General features: G+C 38.1%; 17 protein-coding genes and 1 other annotated feature. Of the genes, 2 read left to right on the top strand and 15 right to left on the bottom strand.

The genetic code is table 11. The annotated features are described in order from the left end of the window. Window positions 1–16 precede the first annotated feature (16 nt). The 8 genes from ABH955_RS10895 to ABH955_RS10930 all read right to left on the bottom strand — a co-directional run bounded on the left by ABH955_RS10895 (window position 17) and on the right by ABH955_RS10930 (window position 8276). Window positions 17–946, bottom strand: a complete 930-nt coding sequence (locus tag ABH955_RS10895) for a peptidase U32 family protein (RefSeq protein ID WP_002015276.1) — start codon at window positions 944–946, stop codon at window positions 17–19. Between the two features lie 7 nt (window positions 947–953). Further along, a complete protein-coding gene (locus tag ABH955_RS10900) occupies window positions 954–1595 on the bottom strand; it encodes an O-methyltransferase (protein ID WP_012261742.1) in 642 nt (213 codons plus the stop codon). A gap of 215 nt (window positions 1596–1810) precedes the next feature. Then, window positions 1811–2881, bottom strand: coding sequence for an endolytic transglycosylase MltG (mltG, locus tag ABH955_RS10905; protein ID WP_404491107.1), 1071 nt, complete (start codon window positions 2879–2881; stop codon window positions 1811–1813). A 241-nt stretch (window positions 2882–3122) separates the two neighbouring features. Further along, window positions 3123–3401 carry a DUF1292 domain-containing protein gene (locus ABH955_RS10910; protein ID WP_002034112.1) on the bottom strand — a complete coding sequence of 93 codons (279 nt, stop codon included), beginning with the start codon at window positions 3399–3401 and terminating at the stop codon, window positions 3123–3125. Window positions 3402–3413: 12 nt separating this feature from the next. After that, a complete protein-coding gene (gene ruvX, locus ABH955_RS10915) occupies window positions 3414–3827 on the bottom strand; it encodes a Holliday junction resolvase RuvX (protein ID WP_001221204.1) in 414 nt (137 codons plus the stop codon). 3 nt (window positions 3828–3830) lie between these two features. After that, window positions 3831–4097, bottom strand: coding sequence for an IreB family regulatory phosphoprotein (locus ABH955_RS10920; protein WP_000348591.1), 267 nt, complete (start codon window positions 4095–4097; stop codon window positions 3831–3833). A 78-nt stretch (window positions 4098–4175) separates the two neighbouring features. Next, complete coding sequence (alaS, locus tag ABH955_RS10925; protein WP_404454129.1) at window positions 4176–6818, bottom strand: alanine--tRNA ligase; 2643 nt, start codon at window positions 6816–6818, stop codon at window positions 4176–4178. A gap of 41 nt (window positions 6819–6859) precedes the next feature. Then, window positions 6860–7078 (bottom strand) — a binding site (T-box leader). Window positions 7079–7190: 112 nt separating this feature from the next. Next, on the bottom strand, window positions 7191–8276 hold the full coding sequence (locus tag ABH955_RS10930) for an AI-2E family transporter (protein WP_219303574.1): 1086 nt from the start codon (window positions 8274–8276) through the stop codon (window positions 7191–7193). 158 nt (window positions 8277–8434) lie between these two features. Between ABH955_RS10930 and ABH955_RS10935 the strand changes: the two genes are divergently transcribed. After that, window positions 8435–8647, top strand: a complete 213-nt coding sequence (locus ABH955_RS10935; protein WP_002015285.1) for a hypothetical protein — start codon at window positions 8435–8437, stop codon at window positions 8645–8647. A 36-nt stretch (window positions 8648–8683) separates the two neighbouring features. Here the strand turns inward: ABH955_RS10935 and ABH955_RS10940 are convergent, their stop codons facing one another. From ABH955_RS10940 to cymR, 7 genes are all read right to left on the bottom strand, one after another. Then, window positions 8684–8812: a YrzQ family protein gene (locus tag ABH955_RS10940; protein WP_002015286.1), complete on the bottom strand. Its 129-nt coding sequence runs from the start codon at window positions 8810–8812 to the stop codon at window positions 8684–8686. A gap of 18 nt (window positions 8813–8830) precedes the next feature. Beyond that, complete coding sequence (locus ABH955_RS10945) at window positions 8831–9019, bottom strand: hypothetical protein (RefSeq protein ID WP_002015288.1); 189 nt, start codon at window positions 9017–9019, stop codon at window positions 8831–8833. Window positions 9020–9146: 127 nt separating this feature from the next. Next, the gene (gene recD2 / locus ABH955_RS10950; protein ID WP_404454131.1) at window positions 9147–11483 is read right to left on the bottom strand and encodes an SF1B family DNA helicase RecD2; all 2337 of its coding nucleotides are present in this window, start codon (window positions 11481–11483) and stop codon (window positions 9147–9149) included. Window positions 11484–11590: 107 nt separating this feature from the next. Further along, entirely contained in the window at window positions 11591–12250 is a 660-nt protein-coding gene (locus ABH955_RS10955) for a tetratricopeptide repeat protein (RefSeq protein ID WP_113935633.1), read from the bottom strand. Window positions 12251–12360: 110 nt separating this feature from the next. Continuing rightward, complete coding sequence (gene mnmA / locus ABH955_RS10960) at window positions 12361–13476, bottom strand: tRNA 2-thiouridine(34) synthase MnmA (RefSeq protein ID WP_002088752.1); 1116 nt, start codon at window positions 13474–13476, stop codon at window positions 12361–12363. 16 nt (window positions 13477–13492) lie between these two features. Next, entirely contained in the window at window positions 13493–14638 is a 1146-nt protein-coding gene (locus ABH955_RS10965) for a cysteine desulfurase family protein (protein WP_002067246.1), read from the bottom strand. A gap of 35 nt (window positions 14639–14673) precedes the next feature. After that, window positions 14674–15090, bottom strand: coding sequence for a cysteine metabolism transcriptional regulator CymR (cymR, locus tag ABH955_RS10970; RefSeq protein ID WP_000704117.1), 417 nt, complete (start codon window positions 15088–15090; stop codon window positions 14674–14676). Window positions 15091–15485: 395 nt separating this feature from the next. On the opposite strand from cymR, the gene ABH955_RS10975 reads away from it, so the two are divergent. Continuing rightward, entirely contained in the window at window positions 15486–16772 is a 1287-nt protein-coding gene (locus ABH955_RS10975) for a replication-associated recombination protein A (protein ID WP_002067244.1), read from the top strand. Window positions 16773–16781 lie beyond the last annotated feature (9 nt).

Below are 16781 nucleotides of genomic sequence, written 5' to 3' on the forward strand. Positions count from 1 at the left end.
CCTACACCCTCCTCGTTTAGTAAACCGTTTCTTTAAAGAAGAATCCTGTATCTAACGGACGATTTACCGGTTGTATTTCTTCTATCTCTTTAAATAAATCATCTTTCACGTCATAATACGCATCACGATCTTCTACACATAAATCAATCGCCTTACGATATTTCTTCGTCACCTCAATAATGTACTCAGAACTTTTTAGGACACCATCAATTTTTAAGCTATCGACTTCAGCATCGATTAGTTCCTCTAACTCATCGATGAAACAAATATCATTCGGACTCATAATGTGAGTACCATTTTCATCTTCATAAATTGGATATTTGTTATTACGTTCTGGGTCGTATAAGAACATATTCTCTTCATACTTTTTCTTTTCGATGTCGAGATTACGCCCTTGATACTCAAAGTAGTTTCCTACTAGTGAACGCTTCGATTGGAACATACAAGTCATACCGTGAATTTGCACTTCAAGTTCCACTTCAGCATTTTCTTTTAATTCAGCAATTTCATCTAAGCTAAGCTCACGAGCTAATACAGCGCGTTTCGCTCCTCTTTGCCCCCAATAGTTACAAGTAAACCAGTTTGTTGCTGTCGTTTCTGTATTCCAGTGAAGTTGCATATTTGGTGCAACTTCACGAACAGCCATTAATACCGCTGGATCTCCGAAAACAATCGCATCTACATTTACCTCATTTAAAAAGGCAACATAGTCCGTTAATTCTTCTACTTTATCATTGTGGAACATCGCATTCATTGCAACGTATACTTTCACACCATTTTCATGTGCAATGTTTACAGCTTGTTTCACATCTTCACGTGAAAACTCTCCTGCCAAACGTAAACCAAACTTTTGTTCACCAACCATTACTGCATCTGCCCCTGCTTTCGCAAGAGGTTCAATATCCGCCACCGCTCTAGGCGTTACTAACAATTCAGGTTTCTTCATACTTTTGTCACCCTCTCTTTTTACTTACAGCCACTCCATCGCCAATTGGGAAAATCGTTGTATCATATCCTTCATGATTCATAAGCCATTCATTGTACGTCTTAATACGACGAATCAAACCACGGGTACGTCTATTTTCAATTTTCTCTTTTGTCGTCACAAGACCATGGTACATAACGTTATCTGAAATAATAACGCCACCAGGATTTAATAACGGTTCGTATAAGTCAAAAAAGCGACGATACTGCCCTTTCGCTGCATCAATAAAAATAACATCAAATGTTCCATGTTCTTTCACTTGTTCGCCCGTTTCTAAAGCATCACCGTAAATAACAGAAATACGGTCTGTTACCGAGGAACATTCTATATATTCAAGTGCCTTTTCATATCGTTCACGATTGCGCTCTACTGTCACAATGCGAGAGTTCGGAATAGCTTGCATCATACGAATACTAGAATAACCGATTGCTGTTCCAAGTTCTAAAATACTTTCCGGTCCAACTAAACGTAAAAATTGCAGCATAAATTCCATTCCAAGTCGATCCATAATCGGCACATGGTTTTCAGTTGCATACTCTTCCATTTCAAGAATTAATTTATCTTTTGGATCAATAAATGATAATAGGTACTCGTTAACTGCATCCTCCATAATTGGTCCTCCTTATTTACATGGAGAAGTGCCTCTATGACGCGTCAACCTTTGTCTTTTCACACATAGAATGCAATAAAAATACAAGCCAGTTTCACCCTTAGCTTGTACGTCCCGTTTTGATATTAAAAACGATTCTTCTGCCAGTTTTTAACCCGATATATTTTACCACAAAAAAGAGGGATATGCGACCCTTTTCGCTATCCCTCCCCATTTCACTGTTTTTTCGTAATGTATTTTTGCTTTAATGCATTATGTTCTTCTAATGTTTTCGCATAATACACTTCACCACTTGGTGCAGCTAAGAAATAATAATAATCTGTTTGCTCAGGATCTAACGCTGCTTCCACTGAATGTTTACCAGAGTTTGCAATCGGTCCAACTGGCAACCCTTTCACAACATACGTATTGTACGGTGAGTTTATTTTCAAGTCTTCGTATAATACACGTTGTTTATGCTTTCCAAGCGCGTATAATACCGTCGGATCCGTTTGAAGCGGCATGCCTTTCGCTAAACGATTATAGAAAACACTAGAGATTTTTTGGCGATCAGTAAAGCCAGTAGCCTCTTCTTCAATAAGTGAAGACAACGTGAGAAGTTGATGAACATCCCAGTTCTTCGCTTTCATTTTCGCCTCATTTTGAACAATAATTGCATTTGTTTTCTCAAGCATCGGGATTACAATTTCTTCTAATTTCGTATCCTTTTTATAGAAAGAATACGTTGCTGGATATAAGTATCCTTCTAGTGGATATTTAATGTTGCTATCAAAAATTTTATCCGTTAATAGCTTCGGATACTTTTGCTGCATTTTTTGAATAAATGCTTTATCGTTTAATTGACGCACAACATCATCTTTATTCCACTTTGATTCTGCCGCAATCACTTCAGCAATTTCATTTACTTGCGCTCCTTCTTTAATCGTCACTTTATAAAGAGCCGGACGATGTACGTTGCCAGATGACATTTGTTCAATGACATCGTTAGCACTCATCGAAGGATTTAATAAATATGTACCTGCTTGTAAGCTTTTCGACTTAAATTTCGTATAAAAACTAAAAACTGTACTGCTTTTCACAGCACCTTTTTCTTCTAAAATCTCACCGATTTTACTTGTAGATGACCCCTTTGGAATCTCTACCTCAATCTCTTTTTTATTTCCACTATCAACTGGCCCTAATGCAGATGAAATATACGCATAGACTGATCCACAAACTAAAAGCAGTGCGATAATCGAAATTAAAAAAATGCGTCTACGCTTCTTCTTCACTTGATTCTCTACCAAAATTCTTCCTCCTTATTTAATTGTAGACCGTATACACTTCCTCTATACAATGCCCTACAAACATAAAGCAAAACCAATCATTTCTAAATAATCGGTGACAGCTACTTATTTAAAGCCTTTTTTCATACAACCCGTCTTATTATACTATAAACAATTAAGTAGTTTCGACAAAAAATCTGTCATTTTGCATATGAATACAAAAAAGGCGAACTGTGTACACAGTTCGCCTTTTTATCCATTACTATTCTTCTTCTTGCTCATCAGCAAGAGTGTTAAACATTTCTTGTACCATTTCCCACTCTTCTTCAGATTCAATTGAAAGTAATGTTCCGCCCTCTTCTTCGCTTTGCTCGTATGCCATTGCATCGAAGATTTGGTCTCCATCTTCGTCTACTTCACCGATTGGAGAGAAGACTACGTAAGATTTTTTGCCGAATTTTTCAGCATCAAAAGTGAAAATAATTTCACATAAATGTTCGTTTCCTTTTTCGTCTACAATTGTAATTTGATTTTCTTCCATTTTGGTCACCTCTTATTTACTATCTAAAAATCCTTGTAAGATCACGACTGCAGCCATCTTATCGATTACCTGTTTTCGCTTCTTACGGCTCACATCAGCTGAAATGAGCAGACGTTCCGCTGCCATCGTCGACAAACGCTCGTCCCACATTACAACTTCTAATTGTAACAGATTTCGCAGGTTTTCTGCAAATTGCTGGCACGCTTCACCACGAGGGCCGATTGTACCATTCATATTTTTAGGTAAACCTACTACTATTTTGTCCACATTGTACTGTTTTACCAACTCAGAAATACGGTCAAAACCAAAGTGGCCTCGTTCTTCGTTAATCCTGATTGTTTCCAGCCCTTGTGCTGTCCAGCCCATCTCATCGCTCATTGCAACACCGACTGTTTTAGTACCAACATCTAAACCTAATATCCGCATAAACTACTCCTCACGATGATGTTTCAAGTAAGACTTCACAAGCTCTTCAATTATCTCATCACGTTCAAGCTTGCGAACGATGCTTCGTGCATCTTTATGGCGAGGTATGTATGCTGGATCTCCACTTAATAAATAACCGACGATTTGGTTAATCGGATTATAACCTTTTTCTTGAAGTGCATCATACACAGTTAAAAGTACATCATTTACATGGACACTCTGTTTTTCATCTTGAATGCTAAACTTCATTGTCTTATCAAAACCGTCCATTTCAAGCACCTCACTTGTAAGTAGTAAGTATAGGGAGAAGAACTTCTCCTCTCCCTACCATTGTACACTACTATCTCTTTATTTTGAAACAGATTTAACGTACTCTTGTACAAACGCTAAAGCTTCCTCTACTTGCGCTGGGTTTTTACCGCCTGCTTGTGCCATATCAGGACGGCCACCACCGCCGCCTCCACAACGAGAAGCTACTTCTTTCACAAGTTTACCCGCATGGTAACCTTGACTAATTAAATCTTTCGTTACGCCAGCTAAAATATTTACTTTATCTTCATTTACAGACGCTAATACAACAACTGCAGACTCTAATTTATTTTTAAGGTCATCCATCATTGTACGTAAGTTGTTCATATCTGCAACATTTACTTTTGCCGCTAATACGTTCACGCCATCAACTGTCATTACTGAATCAGTTAAGTTTCCAGCTTCGATATTGCTTAATTTCGCAGCAAGAGATTCGTTTTCTTTTTGAAGTTGTTTTACTTCAGCAAATAAACCATCAACTCTTGTTAAAATATCTTTCGGATTTGTTTTCATTTTTCCTGCTGCTTCTTTTAATAAACCTACTTGATCGTTCATTAATTCGTATGCAGACTTACCAGTTACCGCCTCAATACGACGAGTTCCTGCACCGATACCAGACTCAGCAACGATTTTGAAAATACCGATAGAAGCTGTGTTATCAACGTGACAACCACCGCAAAGCTCTAAGCTGTAATCGCCTACTTGTACAACGCGTACAACATCACCGTATTTTTCACCGAATAATGCCATTGCGCCCATTTCTTTCGCTTCTTCGATTGCTTTTTGAGAAATCGCAACATCAATACTTTCCCAAATTTTTTCGTTTACGATACGCTCAATTTTTTCTAATTCATCAGCTTGTACTTGACCGAAGTGAGAGAAGTCAAAACGTAAACGTTCAGATGTTACAAGAGAACCCGCTTGGTTAACATGCGTTCCAAGTATATCTTTTAATGCTTGGTGCAGTAAGTGAGTTGCTGTATGGTTTTTCACAACGCTACTACGGTTTTTCGTATCGATAAGAGCTTTTACAGCCGCTTCTTTCGTTAATGTACCCTCTTCAACAACAACTTTGTGTAAGTTTTGACCATTTGGTGCTTTTTGTACGTCTTTTACAACAACTTTCACGCCGTCAGCAAGAAGATAACCACGGTCTGCAATTTGCCCACCGCTCTCAGCGTAGAATGGCGTTACATCAAGCATTAATTGTCCTTCTTCACCTGCTTGTAAGCTATCTGTATACTCACCATTTTTCACAAGTGCAACAACGTTACTTTCTGTTGCAACTGTACCGTAACCAACGAATTCGCTCGCTACTTTAACTTCACCAAGTACACCGCCTTGAACTTGCATAGAATCAACGTCTTGACGAGCAGCACGTGCACGCTCACGTTGTTTCTCCATTTCATTTTCAAAGCCCGCTTGATCAACTGTCATACCAGCTTCTTCTGCATATTCTTCTGTTAATTCAATTGGGAAACCGTACGTGTCGTATAGGCGGAACGCATCTACGCCAGAAATAACAGTTGTTTTTTCTTCTTTCGCTTTTGCAATTACTTCAGCTAAAATTGATTCACCATCATGAAGTGTTTCATGGAAACGCTCTTCTTCATTCTTCACAACTTTTGCGATGAAATCTTTCTTTTCAAGTACTTCTGGATAGAAGTCTTTCATTACTTCTCCAACAACCGGTACTAATTCAAACATGAACGGACGGTTGATGTTTAATTTCTTAGAATAACGAACAGCACGGCGTAATAAACGACGTAACACATAACCACGGCCTTCGTTAGATGGAAGAGCACCGTCACCAACAGCGAATGTTACTGTACGGATATGGTCAGCAATTACTTTAAACGCCATATCTTTTTCTAAATCGCCATTACGATATTTCTCACCAGAAATTGATTCTGTTGCACCAATCATCGGCATGAATAGGTCTGTATCAAAGTTCGTAGGTACATCTTGAACGATAGATGTCATACGCTCTAGACCCATTCCTGTATCGATGTTTTTCTTAGGAAGTGGCGTATATGAACCGTCTGGATTATGGTTAAATTGAGAGAATACAAGGTTCCATACTTCTAAGTAACGCTCGTTTTCTCCGCCCGGATATAATTCTGGGTCACTAAAGTCATTACCGTAAGATTCACCGCGGTCATAGAAAATTTCTGTATTCGGTCCACTTGGTCCTTCACCGATATCCCAGAAGTTTTCTTCTAAACGGATGATGCGTTCTTTTGGAACACCCATTTTCTCATTCCAAATTGTGAATGCTTCTTCATCTTCCGGATGAATTGTAACAGATAGTAATTCTTTATCGAATCCGATCCATTTGTCGCTCGTTAGAAATTCCCAAGCCCAAGTAATTGCTTCTTCTTTGAAGTAATCACCGATTGAGAAGTTCCCTAACATTTCAAAGAATGTATGGTGACGAGCCGTTTTCCCAACGTTTTCAATATCGTTTGTACGAATTGATTTTTGTGCATTTGTAATACGTGGATTTTGTGGGATTACACGACCATCAAAATATTTCTTTAATGTCGCTACACCACTATTAATCCATAGAAGAGATGGATCCTCATGAGGAACTAGTGATGCACTTGGTTCTACTGCATGTCCTTTTTCTTGGAAAAAGTCTAAAAACATTTGACGAATTTGTGCGCCTGTTAGTTGTTTCATTGTATTTTCCTCCTTAAATATAAAAAACTCCCGCCCCTAATAAAAGGGACGAGAGTTAACTCGCGATACCACCCTAATTATGAATTGATTATTATAACAATCAATTCATCACCTCATGGTGCCGTAACGTGGCAAGACGGCAGTGATTAGCTGCTCTCAGGATTAGCTTTCTGTTACCCTTCATTTAAAGCTTCTTTCAGCCATTGGAAGCTTCTCTCTATAAATGGACTGTAACATACTTGTTCCGTCATTGATTTAATGTATTATATGACTAAATATAATAGAATTCTCTTAAGTTTGTCAATGTAGATAATAATAATTATATTGTACTACACACATTTTCGTTAGCTACATAAGCATCTACTTTTCATTTTAAATATCTTCTCTTTTCCAAAGAGGCCTCACATGAACGATCACTGTACGAATAACAGCTAAAATTGGAACCGATATTAGCAATCCTACAATCCCGGCTATCTCTCCTCCAACTAGTAATGCGAGCATAATAATAACGGGATGCATACGAAGCGACTTACCAACGATGTAAGGCGATAAAATGTTACTTTCCAAAAATTGCAAAATAGCAATTGTAATCCCCGCCTTAATGAGTAAACTCGTTGATACCGTTGCCGCAATCATCAACGTGGGAATCGCCCCTAAAATAGGACCAAAGTACGGGATTATATCCGTTACCCCAATAATAATGCCGAGCAGCAATGGATATTTCATACCGATAAACCAAAAAGAAAGAACAGATACTCCCCCTAATACTAAGCAAACAAATAACTGTCCTCGAATATAACTTCCGAGTGACTTATCAATTTCTTTCGCAAGCATTTGACCCGTACTACGCCACTTACTCGGGACTAATTTCCAAAATATATGATAAAACTCACCGTAATCTTTTAATATGTAAAATACAATGAATGGAATTAAGAAAATAATGAGTAACGAATCCAGTACACCACGAGCTGTGCTCATGACTTTATTTAAAAGCGCTTGAATCTTCGTTTCTACACCACCAAAAATTTGTTTCACCTTTTCATGAATAAATGATGGGAAATTCGCTGTTTGTTCTGTAACTCCATCCATCCAAGAATCGTACATTTTTGTAAACTGTGGAAATTGTTCATTAATTTCTTGTAACTGTTTAATAACAACTGGCGTTCCTTTATAAATTCCATAGCCAATTCCGCCAAAGAAAAGAATATAAATGAGCAAAATAGCAAGTGTGCGTGGCATTCCTTCCTTATGGATTTTTTCAATTAAAGGGTGTAATAAATAAGCAATAAAACAAGCAATAAAGAACGGTGTGATCGCCACTTTAAATACAAAAATAATCGGTGCCCATAGTGGCTTAATTTTTAAAAAGACGAGCAAACAAAGAAAAACGAGTAACAATAATCCTAAACGATATATCCAAATGATTTTAAGATTCTTCACACGAAAAACCTCCTCCATCTTTATTTTGAAAATAAATAGGTTAGGTTATGTGCAAAAGTTTTAAAATCTTTTTATACAGACCATACTGTTTTTTAAAGACGTACATATATTTAACATAATAAGGACAACCACCCCTGAAAATACAGAATGTCAAAATATAATCAGGAGGGCTCATAATGATCTTATTTATGCTTGCATTATCCGCACTTTTTATGCTTCTTGAATGGATTTGTATCGGGTTTGGTATTTGGAAAGGCTTCTTTATTCGTTCCTCACGAAAGGAAAGAGCTAAGCACTTATGGCATTATGGAATGCTTGGCGTTGGATGCTACGGTTTATCTTATCTCTTCTCTGAAATCGGACTTTTATATTTGCATACAAGCGCATAAAAAAACTCCCTTATCATAAAGGGAGTTTTTTACGCCTTATAAATAAGACTTAATCATCTTACGTGCTTTTTTCACATTGCGTTTTGAGAATACATCTTGTTTGCGAGCATATTGATATGCTGCAGCTCCAACACCTAATGCGATTAATGAATTGCGTAGATTCAAAGTAAATCCCCCTTTTCGTTATCCGATCGTTCTTTCATTATCATCAAATAAATCATCAAGAGAGCTTAATGAACCATCTTCCTCTACTTGATGTGTATGGATTTTCCCCTTTGAAACCGATAATTCGATATAACAATTCCAGCAATAAAATTGGTTGACACCTATTTTTCCGATGTCTTTCCCTTTACAATTTGGACAACTGAACATATGGCTTTCATCTCCTTACAGTCTCCCAGATTCTATTCGCCATTATGTCCAAACTGCATTCATTTATACATTGCTAGAACCTTTCAACGTTATACGTTTGAAAGGTTCACTATATAATTTCACCTTGTTACATGAAATCATACGGTGAAATGTTTTCCACGTCCATTTCTTCACCATTAACCGTCACCATCTGCACTTCTCCTTGTGATTCTTGCAATCGGCCAGCTAAAGTCGTTTGACGCATTGCATCATCAAGGCGATTTACACCGGATTGAAACGCTGCTTCCTCCCCGCAAATAATAAGGAATTTCTTACTCCTTGTAATACCCGTGTAAATTAAATTACGACGTAACATACGGTAGTAGCTCTTTACAATTGGCATAATAACTATTGGGAATTCACTACCTTGTGATTTATGAATCGAGCAGCAATAGGCATGCGTAATTTGATTTAAATCCGGCTTTGTATATGTTACTTCAATTCCATCAAATGAAACGATAATCATATCTTGTTGCTCGACATTTTCTTTCGCATAAAATACTGAAACAATTTCTCCAATATCACCATTAAACACTTGGCTTTCCGGCTGATTGACTAATTGAAGTACTTTATCACCTCGCCGGTATACAACGTCACCGTAGGCAATTTCTTTACTCTTTTCTTTTTTCGGATTAAACACTTCTTGAAGAGCTTCATTTAACACATTAATACCTGCTGGTCCGCGGTACATTGGTGCCAACACTTGTACATCTCTTGCACTAAAGCCTTTTGTCTTAGCATTTTCACAAACCTTTTTAACAACCTCAACAATTTGAGCACCTGCACAGCTGATAAATGAACGATCTTTTTTATTTTGTGCTAAATCTGACGGAAGTGTTCCGTCTTTTATCGCATGGGCAAGCTGAATAACAGACGAACCTTCTGCCTGACGATAAATTTCTGTGAGTTTTACCGTTGGAATGGCACCTGCATTTAATAAATCTTTCAACACTTGTCCAGGTCCTACCGATGGTAATTGGTCTTCATCACCTACAACGATTACTTGGATGTTCGTCGGCAAGGATTTAAACAATTGATTTGCCAGCCAAATATCTACCATCGAAAACTCATCAATAATAAGGAGCTTCCCTTGAACAGGGTCTGTTTCATTGCGCTGGAAAGACCCTTCTGGCGTCCATCCAAGCAGGCGATGAATTGTGCACGCCGGAAGCCCCGTCGATTCACTCATTCGCTTCGCTGCTCTTCCTGTTGGAGCCGTTAATAGTATTGGAAATGGATTATCATCACTATATTCATTCGGATTTAATGATACTCCGTGAAGTGACGCATACATTTCAACAATTCCTTTAATAACTGTTGTTTTCCCCGTCCCTGGTCCACCTGTTAATAACATCATCGGCTTATGAAGTGCAGTTTGAACTGCTTCTTGCTGAAGCGGCGCATACTGTACCTTTAGCTGTTCTTCAATTTCACCTAATGTCTTTAACACTTCTGCTTCAGGAAATGCAGGGGTTTCTTCTTGATTCATAAGCCTGCGAATGGACTTTACAACGCCTTTTTCAGAGTAAAATAACGAAGCTAAATACACACGCTCTTCTTCTATGATGACTTTCCCTTCACTTTGCATCATTTCAACGCAGCCTACAATATCTTCCTCAGTCACTCCGCCTTCTTGATTATTTAAAAGTGACATCGTTTCTCTTACAAGCTGACCTTTTTCCATATACACGTGACCGAGTTGTAATGAAATATTCTCTAACGTATAAAAACACCCTGCACGTACACGGTCGTCGTGATTGCCCGTTATTCCGATTGCACGCCCTATATCATCTGCTCTTCCAAATCCAATTCCGTCCACTTCTTCAATAAGTTTATACGGATTATTACGAATCACTTCTAATGTCATCTCTTTATATTGCTGATAAATTTTAATAGAAAGTTTTGTTCCAAAACCGTAACCATTTAAAAAACTCATCACTTTCTCGAGCCCTTGATGCTCAATAATCGTCTCATATATTTCCTGCGCCTTTTGCTTGTTTACAACACCATTTAGCGCATCAGGATCATCCATAATTTTAGAAATCGCATGCTCACCGAGATGGTCCACGATCTTTTCGGCTGTACGCTTTCCAATCCCTTTAAATAAATCGCTCGCTAAATATTGCACCATACCTGCTTTTGTTTGTGGCAGTTCTTTTTTAAACGTTTCAACTAAATATTGTTTTCCATACTTTGGGTGGTCTTTAAAATGACCTGTTAATGTAAACACTTCATCTTCATGCATACGGGGAAAATGACCGTTTATCATTACTTTTTTTTCGTCGTATGTTTCATTCGTTTCAATGACTTTCATACTGACAACGGAATAGAGGTTTTCTTCGTTGTGGAAAATGGTATGAAGAACTTGCGCTTTTATAAATTTTTTCTCTTCCTCAAACAAATCCATTGCATGTTGATTTCCCATATTTCCTCTCCTTTCCGAGTTCTTTTCACTTTAATGAGCAGTACATCCCCCACCTCTTTCACAGTCTTTAGATGAGGGGTAACTGCGCATTAAACTATAATTTCACTTTATTCAGCTTCTTGCTCTAATAAACGAATACCATTACCAGCTAAAAAGTGGTCTGCTTGAATTTCAGTCGCTTTCTTAAATAAAGTAAGAGCTTTCTCGTTATTTTCTTCGAATACGTACGCAACACCTAAATTATAATACGCATCTGCATGCTCTTCATCCATTTCTAATACCTTTTCAAAATAAGGTTTCGCCTCTTGAATATGTTCTAGTCGCGCGAAGCAAAGTCCGCATTGGAAAACAGCTTCTACATCATTTTCATCTAATTCAGTTGCTCTTTGTAAAAATGGCAGCGCAAGACGGTCATTGCCAAGTTGCACATGCGTGATACCTAACATAAATGTTACATCAGCTGATTGTAATCCCACTTGCATCGCTTGTTCAAATACAGCCTTTGCCTCTGCAAATTGCTCTTGACCGTAATATACATTTCCTAAGCCATAATAAGCAGCCGCAGATTTACCATCTAATTCTAATGCACGTTTATAAAATACAATTGCTCGCTCACTATCACCTAATACATCTAATAAATTCGCAAAGTTAATGTATCCAAGCGCATCTTTCGGATTTTCTTCGATTGCTTCTGTGAAATTTTTAGCTGCTTCTTCCCAGTTTCCTTCTTGCATATATTTAATACCTGTTTCAAGTTTGTTTGACATATCCTTCACCTCTACAACAAATTATAACAAAGAATGTATTTTCCAAGCGAACAAAAATTCGCTTTATGTAAAAGAAACCTCTAACCGCTAATCGGCAGAGGCTTCTCGTGTTATCCTAAATAATCTAATTTCTTACCACTATGATATACTTCATCAATTGTAGCGCCGCCTAAGCACTCATCTCCATCATAGAAAACAACTGCTTGGCCTGGCGTAATCGCACGAATTGGCTCATCACAAAGAATACGAACTGTATTTTCATCAACGATTTGAACCGTTACTTTATTGTCTGCTTGACGATAACGGAATTTCGCTGTACACGTAAATTCTTTTTCCTTCGCTTTATTACTTACCCAGCCTACATTCGTAGCAATAACTTCATCACCATATAGAAGTTCGTTATGGAATCCTTGATCAACATATAAAATGTTTTCTTTCAAGTTTTTCCCCACAGCAAACCACGGATCACCATTACCACCAATACCAAGGCCATGACGTTGTCCAATTGTATAATACATTAAACCATCATGTTTCCCTTTCACTTCACCAGATAATGTTTGCATCACACCTGGTTGCGCCGGTAAATAGTTACTTAAGAAATCTTTAAAGTTACGCTCACCGATGAAGCAAATACCAGTACTATCTTTCTTCGCCGCTGTCGCTAAACCAGCTTCTGTCGCCATTTCGCGAATTTGTGGTTTCTTTAATTCACCTAATGGGAACATTGTTTTTGATAGTTGCTCTTGGCTTAATTGATTTAAGAAATATGTTTGATCTTTATTGTCATCAACGCCGCGAAGCATTTTATATTCGCCGTCCATATAAGCAACGCGTGCATAATGACCTGTTGCTACATAATCAGCACCAAGTGCAATTGCATGCTCTAAAAATGCTTTAAATTTAATTTCTTTGTTACACATTACATCTGGGTTTGGTGTACGACCAGCTCGGTACTCATCTAAAAAGTACGTAAATACTTTATCCCAGTATTGTTTTTCAAAGTTTACTGCATAATACGGAATGCCGATTTGGTTACACACTTCAATTACATCATTGTAATCTTCTGTTGCTGTGCAGACACCATTTGCATCTGTATCATCCCAGTTTTTCATAAAAATTCCGATTACATCATAACCTTGCTCTTTTAATAAAAGAGCTGCTACAGATGAATCGACGCCACCGGACATCCCGATGACAACGCGTGTTTCTTGAGGTAGTTTGTTCATCATGTCACCTCCCATGCTAATTTTGTGTTAATCGCTTCACGATTTTCACTGTTTCGTACGCCGCTTTTTCAATTTGCTCTTTCGTATTTCCAAGTCCGAAACTAAAGCGTACGGATGAACGTATTTGATCGGAGTCTTTTCCGAACATCGCCACTAATACATGTGATGGATCAATCGAACCAGCTGTACAAGCAGAACCACTTGATACTGCAATACCAGCTAAGTCTAGGTTTACAAGAAACGGTTCAATATTCATTCCTGTAAAACTTATATTAAACACATGTGGTAAGCGATATTCCAAGTCTCCGTTTACCTCGAAATGAATGTCCTCATTTTTGAAGACAGATACCATTATATCTTTAAACTCTTCATATTGGGCATTTTTTTGCTCACGAGTTTTTTCAGCTAGCGAAACTGCATGTTGAAGTCCAGCAATACTAGGTACATTTTCAGTACCAGCACGACGTTTTCTTTCTTGCTCTCCGCCTATTAATAACGGTTCAAATTTCACATTTGCACCAGCATATAGGAACCCTACACCTTTTGGGCCGTTAATTTTGTGAGCAGAAATCGATAATAAATCAATACCAAACTCTTTCACATCTATTTCTATTAAACCGTAAGCTTGTACAGCATCTGTGTGGAAATAAGCTTGATGCTCTTTTAACAGCTTTCCTATTTCCACAATTGGTTGTATTGTCCCTACTTCATTATTCCCGAACATAATAGATACAAGAATCGTCTCTTCCGTTAGTGCCTTTTGTATGTCAGAAACTTGAACACGCCCTGTTTCATCAACAGGTAAATATGTCACTTCAAATCCTTCACGCTCTAACAATTCACACGTATGCAAAATCGCATGATGTTCAATTTGCGTTGTAATAATGTGGTTACCTTTATGACGATTCGCACGCGCTACACCTATAAGTGCTAAATTATCAGCTTCTGTACCACCGCTCGTGAATATAATTTCATTTGGACTCGCGTGAATGCTACGTGCACACACACGTCTCGCCTCATCTACCGCATGGCGCGTTTGACGCCCATAAAAGTGAATACTAGACGGGTTTCCAAATGTTTCTGTCATATATGGAATCATCTTTTCGACCACTTCTGGGTGAGTCGGAGATGTCGCAGCATGATCTAAGTAAATGCGTTCCATTAAATCTCCTTCTTTCCAAATCGTTTCACAAGGAATTAAATGTAAAACATATAGCCCCCGTGATTTTCTTCCTCATAACGTACTAAATCTTCTAAAGTTGTACTATCTAATACTTCTTGCACCGCATCACGAACACGCATCCATAATTGGCGTTGTGCTGGTTCTTCTTCTTCTATCATTTCTACAACACTAATTGGACCCTCTAGTACACGGATTACATCTCCAGCTGTAATGTTGACTGGCTGATCAGATAATACATATCCGCCATATGCCCCGCGCGTACTCTTTACAAGACGAGCGTTACGAAGTGGTGAAATTAATTGCTCTAAGTAATGCTCAGATAGGTCATGTGCCTGTGCAATTGATTTTAATGAAATTGGGCCTTCACCAAACTTTTTTGCAAGGTCGATCATAATTGTTAAGCCGTAGCGGCCTTTTGTTGAAATCTTCATCTATTTTGCACCTCTTTTCAAATTTTCACTTCTATTGGTTATATCTTATTTATCCCGCTATTTGCGGGCAGTAAAACTCCCACCTCACAATTCGGCTGGAGCAAAGAAGTAAGGTGGGGGATGAACAAAACCCCCACTAATTAAAGTTTCACTTTATAAAAGAACACAATTTAAAATCCTATGAAATTATAGCATAATATAGTATTATAAGAAATTTCAACTTGTGTATCAAAATGATAACATAAAATCACATTGAAAAACTCGGAAATTATTACAATTGAAAGAAAAATAGGAATATTCGTATTCGTTTTCCCCACAAAACAGCATCCTATTTCAAATTTCATCAAAAAAAATGATACGATAGAATGAGATTATACATTAAGGGAGAGGGTCAAATGAAACAACCACTCGCACATCGAATGCGCCCTACAAATATTCAAGAAATTATCGGACAACAGCACTTAGTTGGTGAAGGCAAGATTTTATGGCGTATGGTCCAAGCAAATCATTTTCAATCAATGATTTTATACGGTCCTCCAGGCACAGGAAAAACATCAATCGCTAGCGCAATTGCAGGAAGTACTGGAACCCTGTTTCGCCTCTTAAACGCTGTTACTCATAATAAAAAAGATATGGAAGTTGTCGTACAAGAAGCGAAGATGCATCGGCACCTCGTTTTAATTTTGGATGAAGTTCATAGGCTAGATAAAGCGAAGCAAGACTTTCTATTACCCCATTTAGAAAGCGGACTTCTTACTTTAATTGGTGCAACGACAAGCAATCCGTTCCATGCTATTAATTCTGCTATTCGAAGTCGTTGTCAAATCTTCGAATTACACGCATTAACAGAAGATGATATTTTAATTGGCTTAAAACGAGCGCTTGAAGATAAAGAAAAAGGGCTTGGGGAATATGATGTAACTGTTACGGATGAAGCATTACATCACTTTGCAAATGCGTCAGGCGGAGATATGCGCTCAGCTTATAATGCACTTGAACTAGCTGTTTTATCTAGCTTTACAACTGACGACAAAGCCGCGGAAATTACACTTGAAATCGCGGAAGAATGCTTACAGAAAAAGAGTTTTGTTCACGACAAAGGTGGCGATGCTCACTATGACGTTTTATCTGCTTTTCAAAAATCAGTACGCGGAAGTGATGTGAACGCCGCGCTTCATTATTTAGCACGTCTTATTGAAGCTGGTGACTTACAAAGCATCGGTAGACGTCTGCTTATTATGGCATATGAGGATATCGGACTTGCTAGCCCACAAGCTGGACAACGTACACTTGCAGCGATTGAATCAGCTGAACGGGTCGGCTTCCCAGAGGCACGCATACCACTTGCAAATGCTGTTATTGAACTTTGTCTATCACCGAAATCAAACTCGGCCTATAAAGCACTCGATGCCGCACTACACGATTTACGTAATGGCCAAACAGGCGATATTCCAAGTCATTTAAAAGATAGTCATTATAAAGGAGCCGAATCGTTAGGAAGAGGCATCGGATACTTATATCCACACGATCACCCAAACGGTTGGGTACAACAACAATACTTACCTGATAAAATTAAAAACAAGCAATATTATAAACCGAAAACGACAGGAAAATTTGAACAAGCACTTTCTACTGTTTATGAAAGATTACAAAGTTCGCATAAAACGAAGAATAAAGGGTAATATAAGCGA

Origin of the sequence: Bacillus sp. RC240 (genome assembly GCF_044907945.1) — a bacterium.
Lineage (GTDB): Bacteria > Bacillota > Bacilli > Bacillales > Bacillaceae_G > Bacillus_A > Bacillus_A mycoides.